Below are 18,268 nucleotides of genomic sequence, written 5' to 3'. Positions count from 1 at the left end.
TTGAACGCAAGATTGACATTCAGCCGACAATCGTCTGAGATAGAGCCGGTGCGCCCTCCATGGCTGGGAGGCCAGGGGCGGTCTTGCACGATCCAGGGAGGATTACCGATGAAGCTCACGACCATTCTTGCCGGCGCCGCGATGGCGATCGGCCTGTCGGCCATGCCCGCCGCCGCGCAGGATTATCCGACGAAACCGGTCAACTACATCATTCCGTTCAACGCCGGCGGCGAGTCCGACATCGCGGCGCGCCTGCAGCAGCCCGTGTTCGAGAAGCAGACCGGCCAGAGCATGGTCGTCCAGTATCTGGAGGGCGCCGGCGGCGCCCAGGCCTGGTCGCAGCTGAACGGCATGGAGGGCGACGGCTACACGATCATGGGCACGAACCTGCCCCACATCATCATGCAGCCGATGGCGCAGGAGGTCGGCTACAAGACGGCGGACATCACCAACGTCTACATGTTCCACTACACGCCCGACGCGATCATCGTGCCGGCAGACAGCCAGTTCAAGACGCTCCAGGAACTCGTCGACTACGCCAAGGCGAACCCCGGCCTGCTGACCTTCTCCGGCTCCGGCACGAATTCCGCCAACCATGTCGCGCAGGCGACCTTCGATCGGCTCGCGGGCGTCACCACCACCTACATCCCGTTCTCCGGCACCAGCCCGGCGACGACCGCCGTCCTCGGCAACCAGGTGCAGGCGGGCTTCAGCTACACGACCGCCGCCATCAATCAGGGCGAGGCGGTTCGCGTCCTCGCCGTCGCGGCGGACGAGCGCGTGCCGAGCTTCCCGGACGTGCCGACCTTCAAGGAGCTCGGCTTCGACATGACCGGCGGCGCCTATCGCGGCGTGGCCGTTCCCTCGTCGGCCTCGGAAGAGGTGCGCCAGCAGGTCTCCGACGCGATCGGCAAGATCAACGCCGATCCGGAATTCGTCCAGAAGATGAAGGATGGCGGCTTCGTCGTGATCGACGTGCCCTATGGCGAGATGGAAGCCTTCATGGCCGAGCGGAAGGCCGACTACGAGGAAACCGCCAAGCAGATGGGCATCACCCAGAACTGATCCGGCAGGCAGACCGAGCGGAAGCGCCAAGCGCGCTTCCGCTCCCATTTTCTCGCGCCACCTGAAGCGGACGCCATGGACAAGCTCGTCTACCTCGCCGACGCCCTGACGCCGATGAACCTGCTCCTCGCTCTGGTCGGCGTGGTTGCGGGCATCGTCATCGGCGCAATGCCCGGCCTTTCCGCGACGATGGCCGTCGCGGTCCTCGTTCCCTTCACCTTCACCATGGATCCCGCCTCCGGCCTGATCGTCCTCGGGGCGATCTACACGGGCGCGATCTACGGCGGCTCCTATTCGGCGATCCTGGTCAACACGCCCGGCACGCCCTCGGCCATCGCCACCACCTTCGACGGCTTCCCGATGGCCAAGCGGGGCGACGGCGCGCTCGCCGTCAGCCTCGCCACCCTCGCCTCGGTGACCGGCGGGCTGGTGGGGGCGCTGATGCTGATGTTCCTGGCACCACCGCTCGCACAGGTCGCCCTCGCCTTCGGCCCGCCGGAATATTTCTGGCTGGCGGTGTTCGGCCTGACGCTGATCTCGGCGCTGTCCGTCGGCAATCTCCTCAAGGGCATGATCGGCGCCTGCCTGGGGCTTCTCCTGTCGATGGTCGGCATCGCGGTGATCGGCGCCGACGTGCGCTTCACCATGGGCAGCCATGTCCTCCTCGGCGGCATCAACATCGTCGCCGGCCTGATCGGCCTCTACTGCATTCCGGTCCTGATCGACCTCGTCGCGACGCGCGATCCGCATCTGCGGGTGTCGTCCGAAAGCGGCGGCTTCCGCCTCAAGGAGGCGTTCGCGATCACGATGAAGGAGAAGTTCAACCTGATCCGCTCCTCGCTGATCGGCACGATCGTCGGCATCCTGCCGGGCGCCGGCGGCTCGGTGGCGAGCCTCGTCTCCTATTCCGAGGCCCGCCGCTCGTCGAAGCATCCCGAGCGCTACGGCACCGGCGAGCCGGGCGGGATCATCGCGACGGAGGCCGCCAACAACGCCACCGTCGGCGGCGGCTTCATCCCCACCCTCGTCCTCGGCATTCCCGGCACGCCGCCGGACGCCGTCATCCTCGGCGCGCTGCTGGTCCAGGGCATCCGCATCGGGCCGACGCTGTTCACCACGCAAGGGTCGATCGTCTACACCTTCATTTTCGGCCTGATCATCGGCACGCTGATCATGCTGCCGGTCGGCCTGCTCATCGGCCGCTATGCCTACAAGAGCATCGTCGCCATCCCGAAATCGGCGCTGGTGCCGACCATCGCCTTCATGACCGTCGTCGGCAGCTTCGCCATCCACAACAACCTCAACGACGTCGCCGTGATGCTCGGCCTCGGCATCGTCGGCTGGCTGCTCAACCGCAACGGCTACGCGCCCTCGCCGATCGTCCTCGGCCTGGTGCTCGGCCAGATCGCCGAGCAGGGCTTCGTCCAGAGCTACCTGATCGGCAACGCGCAGGGGAACGTCCTCGGCATGTTCTTCGGCCGGCCGATCTCGATGGCCATCGTGGCCTTCGCCGCGCTGACCCTGTTCTATCCGCTGATCGCCGCCGCGATCGGCGCGAGGCGGGCTCGCAAATCCCCCACCGACATCACCGTGGAGAGCCGCGATGGCCGCCCTTAGAAAGCCCCACGACCTCCCCGGCACGGCCCTCGCCGTCCTGTTCGTCGCGCTCGGGATCGTCCTCATCCTGCAGACCGGCAGGATGTCGCCGCTCGGATCGGTCTTCCCGATCACCGTGTCGGCGGCGATGATCGTCTTCTCGCTCGCCCTCATCCTGCGCAATGTCGTGCTCGGCATGCGGGCGGTGCGACCGGCGGCGAGCGAGCCGGACGCGGCGCCGCCGTCCGAGACGGGCCACGAGTCGACCCCGCGGCGCCTGCTCTTCCTGCTGGCGATGATCGCCTGGATCGTGCTGATCCCGATCCTCGGCTTCTTCGTCGCGAGCGTCGCCGCCTATTTCGCGATCATGCTGGTGGCGACCCACGACCGCACGCCGCTGCGCGAGGGCGCCCTTCTCGTCCTCATCGGCTTCGTCATCCTCACCGTCTTCTATCTGGTGATGGCGAAGGTCCTGCTCATCCCGATGCCGACCGGCATGTTCTTCTAGAGCATGATCCCGAAAGGTCGCTTGCCGGCTTTCGGAGAAGATCATGCGGAAACAAACATCCTGAGCAGGGTGGCGATCCGAAGAAAAGCCACCCCGCTCTAAGCCGCCCGCCCCAGCGTCTATCGGCGCGACCACCCGGGCGAGACCGGCTCGCACACGTCAAGAGATCACGGAGTATCCCGCCATGTCCGCAACCAACCGCCTGAAGATCGCGACCATCCCCGGCGACGGCATCGGCCGCGAAGTCGTGCCCGAGGGCATGCGGGTCCTGGAAGCCGTCGGCCGGAAATTCGACATCGCCTTCCAGTTCGACGAGGTCGACTGGAGCTGCGACTACTACAAGACGCACGGCCGGATGATGCCGGAGAACGCCCTCGAGCAGTTCCGCAAGCACGACGCCGTCTTCCTCGGCGCCGTCGGCTGGCCGGATGTTCCCGACCACGTCTCGCTCTGGGGCCTGCTCATCCCGATCCGCCGGGACTTCCATCAATATGTGAACCTGCGGCCGGTGCGCCTGCTCAAGGGGACCACCAGCCCGCTCGCCAATCGCGGCCCGGAGGACATCGACTTCTTCGTCGTGCGCGAAAACGTCGAGGGGGAATATTCCGAGGCCGGCGGCAGGCTCTATCGCGGCACCGAGGACGAGATCGCCATCCAGGAATCGATCTTCACCCGGCGCGGCGTCGACCGTGTGCTGCGCTACGCCTTCGAACTGGCGAAGACGCGGCCGCGCAGGCACGTGACCTCGGCCACCAAGTCGAACGGCATCATCCATTCGATGCCGTTCTGGGACGAGCGCTTCGCCGCGGTGAAGGCGGACTATCCGGACATCGCCGCCAGCCAGTACCACATCGACATCCTCTGCGCGCATTTCGTCCAGCATCCGGACTGGTTCGACGTCGTCGTCGGCTCGAACCTCTTCGGCGACATCCTCTCCGATCTCGGCCCGGCGGTGGCCGGCTCGATCGGCATCGCGCCGTCGGCCAACATCAATCCCGAGGGTGACTTCCCCTCGATGTTCGAGCCGGTGCACGGCTCGGCGCCGGACATCGCCGGCAAGGGCATCGCCAACCCGATCGGCCAGATCTGGTCGGCGGCGATGATGCTCGAGCATCTCGGCCATGCCGACGCCGCCGCCGCCGTGATCGCGGCAATCGAGACGGTGATCGCCGATCCGGCATCCCGGACGAAGGACATGGGCGGCAAGGCCAACACCGCCGAATGCGGCGCGGCGATCGCCAGCGTGATTGCGACTGGGTGACGCCGTCATCCCCGGCAAGACAGAGGGAGGGTGAAGGTCACCACCCCTGAAGAAGGACGCGAGCCATGCGCATCACCGACATCCGCGAGAAGACGGTCTCGATCGCCAGCCCGATCGCCAACGCCTTCATCGACTTCTCGAAGATGACCTGCTCGGTCGTCGCCGTGGTCACGGACCAGATCCGCGACGGGGAGCCGGTGATCGGCTTCGGCTTCAATTCCAATGGCCGCTACGGCCAGGGCTCGCTGATGCGCGAGCGGTTCATCCCGCGGCTGATGGAGGCCGATCCCGCGGCGCTGATCGACGAGGCGAACGACAATCTCGATCCCTTCGCCATCTGGAAGACCATGATGACGAACGAGAAGCCGGGCGGCCACGGCGAACGCTCGGTCGCCGTCGGCACCATCGACATGGCGGTCTGGGATGCCGTGGCGAAGGTCGCCGGCAAGCCGCTCTACCGCCTGCTCGCCGACCGCTACCGGGAGGGCGTCGCCGACGATCGGGTCTGGGTCTATGCGGCCGGCGGCTACTACCATCCCGGCAAGGAAATCGAGGGCCTCAAGGACGAGATGAAGTCCTATGTCGACCGCGGCTACACGGTCTGCAAGATGAAGATCGGCCTCGCCCCCCTCGCCGACGACCTGAAGCGCATCGATGCGGCCATCGAGGTGGTGGGCGATCCGGCCAATCTCTGCGTCGACGCCAATGGCCGCTTCGACCTTCAGACCGCCGTCGCCTATGCGAAGGCACTCGAGCCCTACGGCCTCTACTGGTACGAGGAGGCCGGCGACCCGCTCGACTACGCGCTGCAGGCCGAACTCGCCCAGCACTATTCCGGCCGCATGGCGACCGGCGAGAACCTGTTCTCCTGCCAAGATGCCCGCAACCTGATCCGCTATGGCGGCATGCGCCCCGACCGCGACGTCCTGCAGTTCGACTGCGCCCTCTCCTACGGCCTCGTCGAATACATGCGGACGCTGGAGATGATGGCGGAGAACGGCTGGTCCAGCCGGCGCGTGGTGCCCCATGGCGGCCACCAGATGTCCCTCAACTTCGCCGCCGGCCTGCATCTCGGCGGCAATGAGAGCTATCCGGACGTGTTCCAGCCGTTCGGCGGGTTTGCCGACGATGTGGAGGTGGTCGACAGCATGGTCGGGCTGCCGGATGCGCCGGGGGTGGGGTTCGAGCGGAAGGCGGCGCTGTATGGGCTGTTGAGGCAGGAGTTGTTGGGGTAGGACGGAAGGAGAGCGTTTTGAAACAGAATTGGCTATTCTGTTTCAAAACGCGGACCCTGGCCGATGGGCCTAATCATTTGCAGACCATTCGCATTTGAGGCTAAATATCGTACATGGTGAATGGCTCGGACGCTGCAATCTATCATGAAGTGCCTGGTGGCCCCGAACTGCTACAGTGGTTCGGCCAGGTGCCGAATTTTCATGATGCGGAAATACTTAGCCTTGAGTTGCAGAGGAAAAAACCGAGCATATTACGGCTGCATGGCTGGACTAGCACTGCAGAAGAGGACGGGACTTATGTGCTTGACCGGGAAGCTGTCGTAAGTTTCACTCTATACGACGTCATGGACCTCCAAGTGGAGGGTTTTAGCCACCAAAACGTTATCGGTAGCTTAAATTTACGTCGCGCGACTGACCGAGCCGAGCGGAGAGGCTACCTATCGCTCGCTCCGTTACCGGGCGACGTTGAAATAGAACTCGAGCCTTGTTTCGGCTTGGATGGCTTCATTCGTGCTAGAGCAGTTACGATTGCGTTTGTTCCTGGCGCGCCAGTCGATGGTTTTTGAAACACTTTCATCGTAGTCTGCTTCAAATCGGAGGCGACGCGCGCCCTCGACCGCCCCCGCTACACCCCCTCGATCGTGGCCATCACGTCATCCTCGATGACAATGCCCTCGCTTGCCGCCTTTTGCCTTGCGGCAATCCCCCGTTGGCCGGGGATGCGGACGTTGGGCTCTTCGCCCATCGTCGCCGTCAGGTCGCCGAGGCGGGAGAGCGCGGCGTCGCCGCCGATCGCGGCGGGGTCGAGGACGAGGATGAACTGGCCGAGACGGGGCGCCGGGCCCTTGTCGTCGAAGAGCGAGGAGGCCTCATAGGCGTAGTTCGCGCCGGTGAGGCCGGCGGCCAGCATCTCGACCATCAGCGCGAGTGCCGCGCCCTTGGCGTCGCCGACAGGGACCATGGTGCCGGCGAGCGCGGCGTCGGCATCGGTCGTCGGGTTGCCGTCCGGGTCGAGTGCCCAGCCTTCGGGGATCGGGACGCCCTTCTGCTTGGCCGCCATCACCTTGCCGCGCGCCACCTTCGACAGCGACAGATCGATGACCACCGGCGGCGCGCCGGGGATCGGGGCGGCAAAGGCGATGGGATTGGTGCCGAAGAGCGGGCGCGTGCCGCCATAGGCGGCGATGGCCCCCGGCGCATTCGCCACCATCAGGGCGACCAGGCCCTTTTGCGCAAAGCGCTCGACGGTGAGGCCGAGGACGCCGGCGTGGTGGGAGTTGCGGATCGCGATGGCGAGGACACCGGATTGCGCGACGATCTCCGGCGCGCGCTCGATGGCGAGATCGAAAGCCGGATAGGCGAAGCCTTCGCCGGCATCGACGCGCATGGCCGCCGAGCGCGTGAGCTCGATCTCGGGGGTCGCGTGGCCCTTCACCTTGCCGGCCTTGGCCTGCGCCGAATAGGCAGCGACACGCCTGAGACCATGGCCACCCTGCCCGGACGCTTCCGCACCGACGAGAGCATGGGCGACCGAGGCGGCCTGGGCCGGGCCGACATCGGCCCGCGAAAACGCCTCGGCGACGAGACGCTCGGCCTCTGCGATCGACAGGATGGTGGTCACGCGGTCTTCTCCAGATGCTTCAGGACGTTCTCGGCGGTCACGGAGCTGACCCTGACGTTGGATTCGGCCGTGAGGCCGGCAATATGCGGCGTCAGGATGAGATTGGCGATGCCGGAAAACTTCGCGCCGGCCTCGGCCGTCAGCGGCTCGGTCTCGAAGACGTCGAGGGCCGCGCCCCCGAGCGCGCCGGATGTCAGCGCCTCGGCCAGCGCCGCCTCGTCGATGACGCCGCCGCGGGCGGTGTTGATCAGGATCGCGCCCCGCTTCATCCCGGCGATGGCGCCGGCATCGATCATGTGGCGGGTCTTTTCGGTCAGCGGCACATGCAGGCTGACGACGTCGGAGGTTTTCAGGAGATCCGCAAGCTCCAGCCGCTCGCAACCCTCAAAGGCGGGATCGCCCTCGGGCAGGAACGGATCGAAGGCGGCAATGGAAAAGCCGAGGACGCGGGCGCGCTTGGCCGCCTGCCGGGCGATGGCGCCATAGCCGACGAGGCCGAGGCGCTTGTCCATCGCCTCGCCGCCCGCCATCAGCCGCTGGCGGGGCCAGGCGCCGGATGCGACATCCTCAGGTGCCGTATAGGCTCCGCGCAGCAGCATCAGCGCGGCCGTCACGACATATTCGGCCACCGCGACGTCGTTGGCGCCGGTGGCCGGGTAGACGGCGACGCCGCGGGCCTTGCAGGCGTCGAGGTCGATGTTGTCGAGACCGACGCCGAGCCGGCCGACGCATTGCAGCGTCGCCGAGGCTTCAAGAAGCGCCGCCGTCACCTTGGTGCGGTTGCGCACCACGAGCGCGCGCGCGGACTGCACGGCCGCCGCAAGATCGTCCGGCCGGTCGACCAGTTCGGGATCGTAGAGCGTGTCGTGACGGGCGCTGATCATGCCGACCGCAGCCTCGTCCATGAATTCGGAAATGACGACCTCGGGCATGGGAGGCTCCTGTCGGGGTTTTTGTTGCGGGCGGGCGCGGGTCAGGTGTCTGCGGCGGCATACCCCCCTCTGGGCTGCCGCCCATCTCCCCCACAAGGGGGGAGATCGATCTCGCGCGAACGTTGGGCCTGCACTTCGATTGTTGCACTGGCCCAACGGCGAAGAAGGGACGATCTCACCAAAGCCGCCGATCTCCCCCCTTGTGGGGGAGATGCCCGCCCTTCGACAAGCTCAGGAGGGCAGAGGGGAGCGCGAAGGGCGCTCACCAGGCAGGATCGCCGCGCGGCGCGAACGCAGAACGGCCACCGCCCGCAGATGCGGGCGATGGCTCGGATGCCGAAGCGATCAGGCGCTGCGGTAGAGCTTGGTCATCACGAACTCGCGGTGGCCGAGGGCCTCCGCGGCGGTGACGCGGCCATTGGCCGTGCGCATGATGTTCTCGATCAGCGCGTCGCCGGCCTGGTCGATGGTCATGTCGCGGCGCAGGATGCCGGAGACGTCGACGTCCACATGCTCCGACATCGTCCGCACGGTGCGCGGATTGGCGGTGATCTTGATCACCGGCACGATCGGATTGCCGATGACGTTGCCCTGGCCCGTCGGGAAGGTGTGGATGACGTAGCCGGCGGCCCCCATCAGGGTGACGCATTCGGCGGCCGCCGAGGACGTGTCCATGAAATAGAGGCCATTGCCCTTCTGCGGAGCTTCGGCGGGCTCGAGGATGTCGATGAACTTGCACTCGCGGCCGATCTTCTCGAGATTGCCGAGCGCCTTTTCCTCGATGGTCGAAAGCCCGCCCTCGATGTTGCCCTTGGTCGGCTGGGACTCGGACAGATCGTCGGTCGCATGGGCGAAGATGACGTCGTCCTGATAGGCCTTCCACATCTTGTACCAGCGCTCGCCGGTCTCGGCGTCGACGGCCCGTTCCTTGCAGATGTGCTCGGCGCCAGTGATCTCGGAGGTCTCGCCGAAGACGCCGTAGATGCCTTCCGGGATCAGCTTGTCATACATGTTGCCGACGGTCGGGCAGGAGCCGAGGCCGGTGGTGGTGTCGCTCTCGCCGCATTTGGTCGAGATCCAGAGTTCCGACACGTCGCATTCGGTGCGCTGGAGCTCGGTCGCCCACTGCACGAATTGCTGCGCCTTGCGCGAGACGTCCATGATCGTCTTCAGGTCGCCGTTCTGCTCGATCGAGAAGGCGGCGACGGGCTTGCCGGTGGCGGCGATGCCGTCGGCGATCTTCTGGGTCCAGCCGGGCTCGATGCCGACGACGATGCAGGCGGCGACGTTCGGATTGGCACCGGTGCCGATCATCGTGCGGAAATGCAGGTCGAGGTCGGCGCCGAACTGCAGCCGGCCATAGGCGTGCGGCAGCGCGAGCGTGCCCTTGATGTTGTTGGCGACGGCTTCGCAGGCGGCGTTCGAGATGTCGTCGACGGGCAGGATGACGACGTGGTTGCGAACACCCACGCGGCCGTTCTCGCGGCGATAGCCCTGGAACTTGCGGTTCGTATTGATCGGCATGGCTGGCTTCTTTCAGAAAAATCGGTTCGGGCGAAAAGCGGCGGAGGCGGACGTTGCGTCGACGCCGGCCGCGGCGAAGGGCAGGCTCACCAGCGATTGGTCTTCAGGTTGTGGACATGGACGTGGTGGCCCTTCTTCACGTCCGTCTTGAACCGGCCGATGTCCTCGCCGTACTTCACCGCGACGTCGCCGGCCGCGACGTCCGACAGCGCGACCTTGTGGCCGATCGGCACGTCGTCGTTGCAGGTGAGCCGGAACGAGGAATTGTCGTGGGTGACGACGCAGAGCATGTCCGTCCCCGCCTTCAGGTCCTCGACGACGACGACGCCGACATTGTCCTTCTGATCGTGGACCAGCAGCTGCGGAATATTGCTCATCGGGTGTTTCCTCTGACGTTTCTCTGGATCTGAATTCCGGCTCGCGGGCGAACCGCCGACAGCGTTGCCCTGCCCGGCACGACGCATCCCCGAGCCCCGTACCTGCCGCGCTTTCCGACGATGGGGCTTTGACGCTCGCCGCAAGTCTTGTATAAGACATAAATTATGATTTTGCCGGACTGTCAAGGCCGGACGATCGAGGCGCATCGACACCGGACGGGTCGCAGCCGAGCCGCCGGGAAGCAGGAGACGCGCATGAGCGAGACGACGACGAGCGAGGCGCCGGCCTTTCGGCCGCTCTATCAGCAGGTCCGCGACACGCTGGTGCGGCGGCTGATCGTCGGCTCGTGGACGCCCGGCATGATGCTGCCGAGCGAGTTCCAGCTGGCGAGCGAACTCGGCGTCAGCCAGGGAACCGTACGCAAGGCCCTCGACGCCATGACGGCGGAGCATCTCCTGTTGCGCAGGCAGGGCCGCGGGACCTTCGTGGCGCTACCCGAGGAAGGCCGCATCCTGTTCAAGTTCTTCCGGCTGGTCGCCGATGGCGGCGAACGGCTGTTCCCCCAGAGCCGGGTGCTGGGGCGGGTGAAGGCCAGGGCCAGCGCCGCCGACCGCGAGCAACTGGGGCTCGCAAAAGGCGCCGACGTCTGGCGGATCGACCGGGTCCGCCATCTCGGCGAGGCGCCGGTGATATCCGAGCGGATCACGCTGCCGGTGGCGCGCTTCGAGGCGCTGGGCCAGATGGCCGACATCCCCAACAACGTCTACGCGCTCTATTCGGAAGTTTTCGGCATCACCATCGGCAAGGCGGCGGAGAAGCTCAAGGCGGCGATCGCCGACGCGACCCTCGCCGAACGGCTCGGCTGCGAGACCGGACACCCGGTCCTCAGCATCGAGCGGCTCGCCCTCGCCCTCGACGACACGCCGGTCGAGCACCGCATTTCCTTCTGCCTGACCGACAGCTTCCACTACCGCTCCGATCTCTGACCGGGGCCCCGCACGCTCGGCCGGGCGCGCTCACGTCCCCTCTCCGGCCACAGCCCGATCCAACACGACAGGTCCGCCGATGTCCGCGTTTTCCCCCTCCAGCGTCCGCGACCGCTATTGGCCGCTGTTTCCGGGCATCCTGCTCGCCTTGACCGTCGCCACCGCGGCGCGGTTCGTCGCCGATCACTACGGTGCGCCGGTGATGCTGTTCGCCCTCCTGATCGGCATGGCGTTCAACTTCCTGGCGGTCGACGCGCGCTTCAAGCCGGGTCTCGAATTCTCGTCGAAGAGCCTGCTGCGGATCGGCATCGTCCTCCTCGGAGCGCGGATCACCACGGCCGACATCGCCTCCCTCGGCCTCTCCACCTTCCTGACGGTGATCGGCCTCATCGCGCTCACCATCGGCACGGGCTTCGTCTGCGGGCGCATCTTCGACAAGCAGTGGCGCTTCTCGCTCCTGACCGGCGGCTCGGTCGCCATCTGCGGCGCCTCCGCGGCACTCGCCATCGCCTCCGTCATTCCGCACAACGAGCGAACCGAGCGCAATCTCCTGTTCACCGTCGTTTCGGTCACGACGCTCTCGACCATCGCGATGATCGTCTACCCGATCCTGTTCTCCGTGCTCGGGCTGACGCCGAGCCAGAGCGGCTTCCTCGTCGGGGCGACGATTCACGACGTCGCCCAGGTGGTCGGCGCCGGCTATTCGATCTCCACCGACGTCGGCGACGTCGCGACGATCATCAAGCTGCTGCGGGTCGCCATGCTGCCCGTCGTGCTGCTGATCATCGTCCTGGCGCTGGCGGGACAGAAGACGGGCGAGGCGAAGTCCGTCCGCCTGCCGCTCTTCGTCATCGGCTTTGCGGCGCTGACGGCGATCAACAGCCTCGGCCTGCTCCCGGCGGCGGTCGCCACGGTCGCCGTCGATCTCTCCGGCTGGCTGCTCGTCATCGCCATCTCGGCGCTCGGCGTGCGCACCAACATGAAGGACATGCTGCAGCTCGGCTGGCGCCATGTCGCCATGGTCGTCACCGAGACGCTGGTCCTCCTGATGCTGGCCATCGCCGCCGTCGAGATGGGCCTCGCCGGCTGATCCGCCGCGGCAATTGCCCCAGGCGGAATGGCCGGCGGCGCCGTCTGCCACCCGCCGGGCGGACGGCGACGGTGCGGCCCATCCGGGCCGGCGTCGGGCCGGCCGACGGGCGACTCCACCGCATCCACCGGACGCGGGATGTCCGGGTGCGGAAACGGGAGGGCCCTGCGTCGAGGCTTCGTCCTGTCCGGGCCCCGTCGCAAGAGCGCGGCACGACGTTGCGGGCAGCGTACGATCTGCGCCAGGATCAGGCGCTCGAGGCGCGGCCCTCACCGTTTCCAAACGGGGCCCGGCGATGGAAGACGAAGCGTCGGAGGTCGAGGCGATCCGTCGTCCCCGATGCCCCCGGCATCGGCTTTGCGGGGAAGCCGACGCGACCCCGTGCGCCTCTCGCAAGCCCGCGACTGGAGAACGAGCTTTCGCCGACGTGCCTGCGGGCAGCCGGCCCCATGTCGAGCCCCGAGAGCGTGCGGTCTCAGATCAGGTGGATTGGCGCTGACGAGCCGTGGCTTGCCGTGAACGGCAGGCCGCTAGAGCATTGATCCCGAAAAGTCGGAACCGGCTTTCTGAGAAGATCATGCGGCAAGAAGAGAATAGAGCGGGACGTCGATCGCAGCTGATCCCATCCCGCTCTAACGCGGCCGCCTGCCGAGCGTCGGCAGCCGCGCCAGATACGGCGCCAGCGGGACTGCGACCGTCAGGATGAAGATCACCGCGAAGATCACGGCGGAAATCCAGCTCGCCGTCGGGAAGCTCAGAATGTCACCGTCGTTGAGTAGCAGGCCCCGCCGCAGATTCTGCTCGAATTGCGGTCCGAGCACGAGGCCGATGACGAAGGGAGCGAGCGGAAAGCCGCCGATCCTGAAGGCGTAGCCGGCAATTCCGAAGAGCACGGCGACGACACCGTCGAGCGGGTTGCCCCGCACCGTGATGGCGCCGATCAGCGAGAAGGCGATGACGCCGACCATGATGATCGGCTCGGGGATCGACAGGAGCTTGCCGAAGGCGCGCACGATCGGAAAGGCCACCGCCAGCATCACGATGTTGATGAGGATGAGCACGACGAAGATGGCGTTGACGACGTCGAGGTGCTCGGTCATCAGCCGCACGCCGGGCGTGATGCCGTGGACGACCATGGCCGACAGCAGGATCGCCGTCACCACGTCGCCGGGAATGCCGAGGGCGAGCGTCGGGATCATCGCGCTGCCGGTCACCGCGTTGTTCGCCGATTCCGCCGCGATCAGCCCGTCGGGCTCGCCCTTGCCGAAATTCTCGCGGCGCGGCGAGGCCTGCTTGGCCGAGGCGTAGCTGATGAAGGCCGCCGTGGCCGCGCCGGTGCCCGGCAGGGCGCCGATCAGGCAGCCGATGAAGGAACTGCGGACGAGGTTGAAGACCCGGCCCTTCCAGGCGGAAAGACGCGGCAGGACGAGCCGCGCATGGGCGACGCTCGGCGCCCCGTCATGGCGCTGGGCCAGCCGTGAAAAGGCTTCCGACAGCGCGAACAGGCCGATGACCACCGAGATCAGGTCGAGCCCGGCGGTCAGGAATTCGATGCCGAAGGTGAAGCGGGCGCCGCCCGTGACCGGGTCGGTGCCGATCAGGGCGACGAAGAGCCCCGCGGCGCCCATCGCCAGCCCCTTGACCATCGAGCCGCGCGAGACGGCGGCGATGCAGGTGAGCGCGAGGAGGATGAGGGCGAACACCTCGACCGAGCCGAAGCGGGTGGCGAAGCGCGCCAGCTGCGGCGCGGCGAGAATGAGGACGACGCAGGAGATCAACCCGCCGACGACCGATGCGGCGGTCGCCCAGCCGAGAGCGGCCCCCGCCTCCCCCCGCTGCGCCATCGGATAGCCGTCGAGCATCGTCGCGGCCGACTGCGGCGTGCCCGGAGAATTGATCAGGATCGCCGAAATCGAACCGCCATAGACCGAGCCGCAATAGACGCCGAGCAGCAGCGCGAGGCTCGGGACCGTTTCCATGCCGAAGGTGAAAGGCAGGCAGATCGACAGCCCGACGACCGAGCCGAGGCCGGGCAATGCCCCGATGACGACGCCGAGGGTCGTCCCGATGACGATCGCGAACAAGGTGGCGGGCGCGAAGGCCTCGCCCAGAAAGGCGATATCGGACATCACAACACACCGCCGGACAGGAGCACGGGAAGACGGATCTGGAGAAGATGGTGGAACAGGAACCACAGCCCCGGCCCGAGGACGAGGAAGGCGAGCGCAAGGGCCAGCGGCGACCGCGTCCCCGTCATGAACAGGATGAGCGGCAGGCAGATGAGGATCGGCAGGAGATAGCCCGCAAAGACGATCGCGATCGCCAGCACCAGGGACAGGGCCATCACCATGAGGACGGCCGGCCTGCCCGGTTCGTCGGCTTCCGGCGGCGCATCTGCGGCGCGCATCGCAAGGAACTGGCGCAGAAGATCGACGATGCCGAGGCCGACCCATGCGAAGAGCAGGATCCGCGGCAGCGCGTCCGGCGTGTCGCCGGCGGCAAGGTTGCCCTGGCCGCCTCCCTCACCGGCAAAGGCCGCGACGAGAAAGACCAGCCCGAGAAGGGTGAAGCCGAAGGACACGGCGAGTTGGGGGGCACGGCTGCGCGTCAACGCAAAACTCCCGATGAGCCGGCGACCCGGAACCGGTCGGCCAGGGTCGCGCGAGCCAGCTGCTGGGCGGCGAACGGTATTGATGGAGGCGCCACGCGACGCTCGCGGGCGGCCGCCTCCCGCCCGCGAGCCTGGTGCATGATCCCGAAAAGTGGGAACCGGTTTTCGGGAAAAATCATGCGGCAACAATAAGATGGCGCGGGATGTCGATCGAGGCTGATCTCATCCCGCTCTAGCGCCGGGACCTGGTGTCCCGGCGCCGATCGTCATCCGAACCTACTGAACCAGGCCGGCATCCTTCAGGATCGTCCGGTTCTGTTCGGCGTTCCGCTTGACGAAGGCCGCGAACTCCTCCGGACCGCGATAGAGGATCCCGGTGTTGGTATCCTGCGCGAGCTTCTTGAAGCGGTCGGTCTCGATGGCTTTCCGGCAGGCCTCGGAATAGGCCGCCAAGGTCTCCCCCTCGACGCCGGCGGGGGCGACGAGCCCCTGCCAGACGGAGAAGTCGAGATCGTAGCCGGCCTCCTTCATGGTCGGAACGTCCGGATAGGCCTCGAGCCGCTCGGGCGCAAAGACGGCGAGCGCCTTGACGTCGTTGTTCTCCAGCACCGTCGCCGTGTCGACGAAGAGGTCGATCTCGCCGCCAGCCATGGCGTTCATTGCCGGGCCGGTGCCGTTGAACGGCAGATGGACCGCCTTGAGGCCGGCCTTCGAGGCGAACGCCGCCATCGCGAGATGGGGGATCGTGCCGGGACCGGAGGAGCCGTAGACGACCCGGCTGTCCTTGCCGCGCGCCACCCAGTCCTCGACCGAGCCAGCCTCGCCATCCGTCTTCGACAGGAGGAAGACCGGCGTCGACGTCGTCTGGCAGACATAGGCGAAGTCGTCGGCGCCGTAGGACGTCTCGCGCAGCGACGGCTGGATCGCCAGGGGTCCGATCGGCAGGTAGCCGACGGACGAGCCATCCGCCGCGGCATTGGCTGCCGCTGCCGCGCCGATGGTGCCGCTCGCGCCGTCGATGTTGCGGATGACGACCGTCCGGCCGAGCGCCTCGGAAAAGCCCGGCTCGAACACCCGGGCGACCGTGTCGGTGCCGCCGCCGGCACTGAACGGAACGATCATCTCCACCGTCTGAGCGCTGGCCGCGCCAGCAGCTGTCGACAAGGCGAGCGCAAGGGCTAGGGTCGTTCTCTTCATCATTTCCTCCCGGATCGTCGAGCCGCTGGCGCGGCCTTCTCTGAATCACCGGCACGCTCCCCGCTCCGGCAACACACAAATCGTAGCGATACGAAAATTCCTGTCAATCATGGCGGCGGAAAAGACGGAAGAAATCGGCCTCCGCTCTCGCTCTACACATGGAGCGTTTTGCGGTTGGTCGTCGAATTCGCTCCACCCGCCAAACTCTCTTTGACAGAACAAAATCGTAGCGCTACGAAGCTGCCAGGCCGGTCTGGGAGGGCGAGCCGAAAGCAGCCGAGCCGAAAGCAGCAAGGGGAGGAAATCCGATGCCGAGACACGCCGCGCTCACGGCCGCCAATCCCGCCGGGCCGGGGAAGACCGCGATCTGATGGCCCGTGTGCCTTGCCTCGCGACGGCGCTGCCGCAGACGCCCGGCCATCGCGCCTTTGGGCGACATTGCAGGCACATGCCGTGCCGCGCGGCCGACACTCCACCGGCGCCGGGCGCCACGTGGCACGCCACGCTGATTCCTCGAACCAGATGACGATTGCATGACCAAAAGCCTGTCCGAGCTCCGCAGCCAGAGATGGTTCGCCTCCAGCGACATCCGCGGCTTCGCCCACCGTCAGCGAACCCAGCAGATGGGCCTCAGGCGCGAGGAGTTCATGGGAAAGCCGGTGATCGGCATCATCAACACCTGGAGCGAGATGAGCCCCTGCCACGCCCATCTGCGCGACCGGGCCGAGGCGGTGAAGCGGGGCGTCTGGCAGGCCGGCGGCTATCCCGTCGAACTGCCCGCCCTCTCGGTCGGCGAGGTCATGGTGAAGCCGACGACCATGCTCTACCGCAATTTCCTGGCGATGGAGGTCGAGGAACTCCTGCGCTGCCATCCGATCGACGGCTGCGTCCTCCTCGGCGGCTGCGACAAGTCGACCCCCGGCCTTCTGATGGGCGCGATCTCTATGGACCTGCCGGCGGTCTTCTGTCCGGCGGGACCGATGTCGAGCGGCCGATGGCGCGGCACGGTCACCGGCGCCGGAACCCACACCAAGACCTATTTCGACAAGCTTCGCCGGGGCGAGATCTCCGACGCGGACTGGGTCGACCTCGAAAGCCGCATGACCCGCTCGGCCGGCACCTGCAACACCATGGGCACGGCCTCCACCATGACCTCGATCGTCGATGCGATGGGGCTGACGCTCACCGGCGCCTCGTCGCTGCCGGCGGTGGATTCCGCCCATCCGCGCATGGCCTCGCTCTGCGGCGAGCGCATCGTGGCGATGGTATGGGAGGACCTGAAGCCCTCGGGCATCCTCACCCGCGACAGCTTCATGAACGGGCTGGCGGCCTACATGGCGCTGGGCGGCTCGACCAATGCCTCGATCCATCTCATCGCCATGGCGGGACGCGCCGGCATCCCCCTCACCCTCGAGGACATGGCCGAGATGGCCGCCCGGATCCCGGTTCTCGCCAACCTCTTTCCCACCGGCTCCCACCTGATGGAGGACTTCCACTTCGCCGGTGGCCTGCCGGCCCTCCTGCGCAAACTGTCCGGCCATCTCCAGCTCGACGCCCGCACGGTCGAGAACCGCACGATCGGGGAAGCGATCGCCGACGCCGAGTGCTGGAACGACGAGGTCATCCGCGGGCTGGACAACCCGGTGACGCCCCTGTCGAAGGGGCGCACCCTGGCGCTCCTGAAAGGCAATCTCGCGCCGGGCGGAGCGATCATCAAGTCGTCGGCGGCGGACCCGAAATTCCTCAGGCACGAGGGGCCGGCGCTGGTCTTCGACGATCCCGGCACGATGATGCGGGTGCTCGACGATCCGGATCTCGACGTCACCGAGGACACCGTGCTCGTGTTGCGCAATGCCGGGCCGGTCGGCGCGCCGGGCATGCCCGAATGGGGCAACCTGCCGATCCCCAAGGCGCTGCTCAAGCGCGGCGTCAAGGACATCGTGCGCATCTGCGACGGGCGCATGAGCGGCACCCACTACGGCACCTGCATCCTCCACGTCGCCCCGGAATCAGCCGTCGGCGGCCCGCTCGCTTTGCTTCGCACGGGCGACGTCGTCGTCCTCGACGTGGAGGCCGGGCGGCTCGACATGCGCGTCGACGATGCGGAACTCGAGGCTCGCCGCGCAGCGCTCCCGCCGCGTGGCGCCCTCTACGAGACGTCCTTCACGGCGCTCTACCAACGCCATGTCAGCCAGGCCCCCGAGGGCTGCGACTTCGATTTCCTCTCCGGCGTCCGCAACCTGCCGGAACCGGCCATCCACTGA

The 18,268-nt window shown here is 66.9% G+C and carries 16 protein-coding genes; 9 read left to right on the top strand and 7 right to left on the bottom strand.

The features are described from left to right. The first annotated feature begins 108 nt into the window (after positions 1–108). The 6 genes from ATO4_RS06390 (at position 109) to ATO4_RS06370 (ending at position 6,231) form a co-directional block, all read left to right on the top strand. Positions 109–1,065 (top strand): tripartite tricarboxylate transporter substrate binding protein, encoded by a 957-nt coding sequence (locus ATO4_RS06390; RefSeq protein WP_083590603.1) that lies wholly within the window; start codon positions 109–111, stop codon positions 1,063–1,065. A gap of 75 nt (positions 1,066–1,140) precedes the next feature. After that, positions 1,141–2,682, top strand: coding sequence for a tripartite tricarboxylate transporter permease (locus ATO4_RS06385; RefSeq protein ID WP_139802289.1), 1,542 nt, complete (start codon positions 1,141–1,143; stop codon positions 2,680–2,682). Then, positions 2,669–3,169, top strand: coding sequence for a tripartite tricarboxylate transporter TctB family protein (locus ATO4_RS26950; RefSeq protein ID WP_139802288.1), 501 nt, complete (start codon positions 2,669–2,671; stop codon positions 3,167–3,169). Before ATO4_RS06385 ends, ATO4_RS26950 begins: the two co-directional genes overlap by 14 nt. A 184-nt stretch (positions 3,170–3,353) precedes the next feature. Beyond that, positions 3,354–4,430 carry a tartrate dehydrogenase gene (locus tag ATO4_RS06380; protein WP_083590602.1) on the top strand — a complete coding sequence of 359 codons (1,077 nt, stop codon included), beginning with the start codon at positions 3,354–3,356 and terminating at the stop codon, positions 4,428–4,430. Positions 4,431–4,495: 65 nt separating this feature from the next. Next, entirely contained in the window at positions 4,496–5,665 is a 1,170-nt protein-coding gene (locus ATO4_RS06375) for a mandelate racemase/muconate lactonizing enzyme family protein (protein ID WP_083590601.1), read from the top strand. A 113-nt stretch (positions 5,666–5,778) separates the two neighbouring features. Further along, positions 5,779–6,231, top strand: coding sequence for an Imm50 family immunity protein (locus tag ATO4_RS06370; protein WP_083590600.1), 453 nt, complete (start codon positions 5,779–5,781; stop codon positions 6,229–6,231). Between the two features lie 59 nt (positions 6,232–6,290). Here the strand turns inward: ATO4_RS06370 and ATO4_RS06365 are convergent, their stop codons facing one another. The 4 genes from ATO4_RS06365 to ATO4_RS06350 form a co-directional block, all read right to left on the bottom strand. Further along, positions 6,291–7,286, bottom strand: coding sequence for an Ldh family oxidoreductase (locus ATO4_RS06365; RefSeq protein ID WP_083590599.1), 996 nt, complete (start codon positions 7,284–7,286; stop codon positions 6,291–6,293). After that, the gene (locus ATO4_RS06360) at positions 7,283–8,218 is read right to left on the bottom strand and encodes a hydroxyacid dehydrogenase (protein WP_083590598.1); all 936 of its coding nucleotides are present in this window, start codon (positions 8,216–8,218) and stop codon (positions 7,283–7,285) included. The genes ATO4_RS06365 and ATO4_RS06360 overlap by 4 nt, the downstream gene beginning before the upstream one ends. A 345-nt stretch (positions 8,219–8,563) precedes the next feature. After that, positions 8,564–9,742 (bottom strand): UxaA family hydrolase, encoded by a 1,179-nt coding sequence (locus ATO4_RS06355; protein WP_083590597.1) that lies wholly within the window; start codon positions 9,740–9,742, stop codon positions 8,564–8,566. Positions 9,743–9,828: 86 nt separating this feature from the next. After that, positions 9,829–10,119: a UxaA family hydrolase gene (locus ATO4_RS06350; RefSeq protein WP_083590596.1), complete on the bottom strand. Its 291-nt coding sequence runs from the start codon at positions 10,117–10,119 to the stop codon at positions 9,829–9,831. Between the two features lie 255 nt (positions 10,120–10,374). Here ATO4_RS06350 and ATO4_RS06345 point away from each other — a divergent pair, with 255 nt between their 5' ends. Then, complete coding sequence (locus tag ATO4_RS06345) at positions 10,375–11,106, top strand: GntR family transcriptional regulator (protein WP_083590595.1); 732 nt, start codon at positions 10,375–10,377, stop codon at positions 11,104–11,106. 79 nt (positions 11,107–11,185) lie between these two features. After that, positions 11,186–12,196: a putative sulfate exporter family transporter gene (locus ATO4_RS06340; RefSeq protein ID WP_083590594.1), complete on the top strand. Its 1,011-nt coding sequence runs from the start codon at positions 11,186–11,188 to the stop codon at positions 12,194–12,196. 632 nt (positions 12,197–12,828) lie between these two features. On the opposite strand, the gene ATO4_RS06335 is transcribed toward ATO4_RS06340, so the two are convergent. From ATO4_RS06335 to ATO4_RS06325, 3 genes are all read right to left on the bottom strand, one after another. Further along, entirely contained in the window at positions 12,829–14,325 is a 1,497-nt protein-coding gene (locus tag ATO4_RS06335) for a tripartite tricarboxylate transporter permease (RefSeq protein ID WP_083590712.1), read from the bottom strand. After that, on the bottom strand, positions 14,325–14,807 hold the full coding sequence (locus tag ATO4_RS06330; protein ID WP_176222880.1) for a tripartite tricarboxylate transporter TctB family protein: 483 nt from the start codon (positions 14,805–14,807) through the stop codon (positions 14,325–14,327). Before ATO4_RS06330 ends, ATO4_RS06335 begins: the two co-directional genes overlap by 1 nt. 276 nt (positions 14,808–15,083) lie before the next feature. Next, positions 15,084–16,004, bottom strand: a complete 921-nt coding sequence (locus ATO4_RS06325; protein WP_176222879.1) for a tripartite tricarboxylate transporter substrate binding protein — start codon at positions 16,002–16,004, stop codon at positions 15,084–15,086. Positions 16,005–16,537: 533 nt separating this feature from the next. Between ATO4_RS06325 and araD the strand changes: the two genes are divergently transcribed. Continuing rightward, complete coding sequence (gene araD, locus ATO4_RS06320) at positions 16,538–18,268, top strand: L-arabinonate dehydratase (RefSeq protein ID WP_083590591.1); 1,731 nt, start codon at positions 16,538–16,540, stop codon at positions 18,266–18,268.

It is taken from the genome of Aurantimonas sp. 22II-16-19i (genome assembly GCF_002088275.1).
Taxonomy (GTDB): Bacteria; Pseudomonadota; Alphaproteobacteria; order Rhizobiales; family Rhizobiaceae; genus Jiella.
This window is presented reverse-complemented; position numbering and strand designations above follow the sequence as displayed.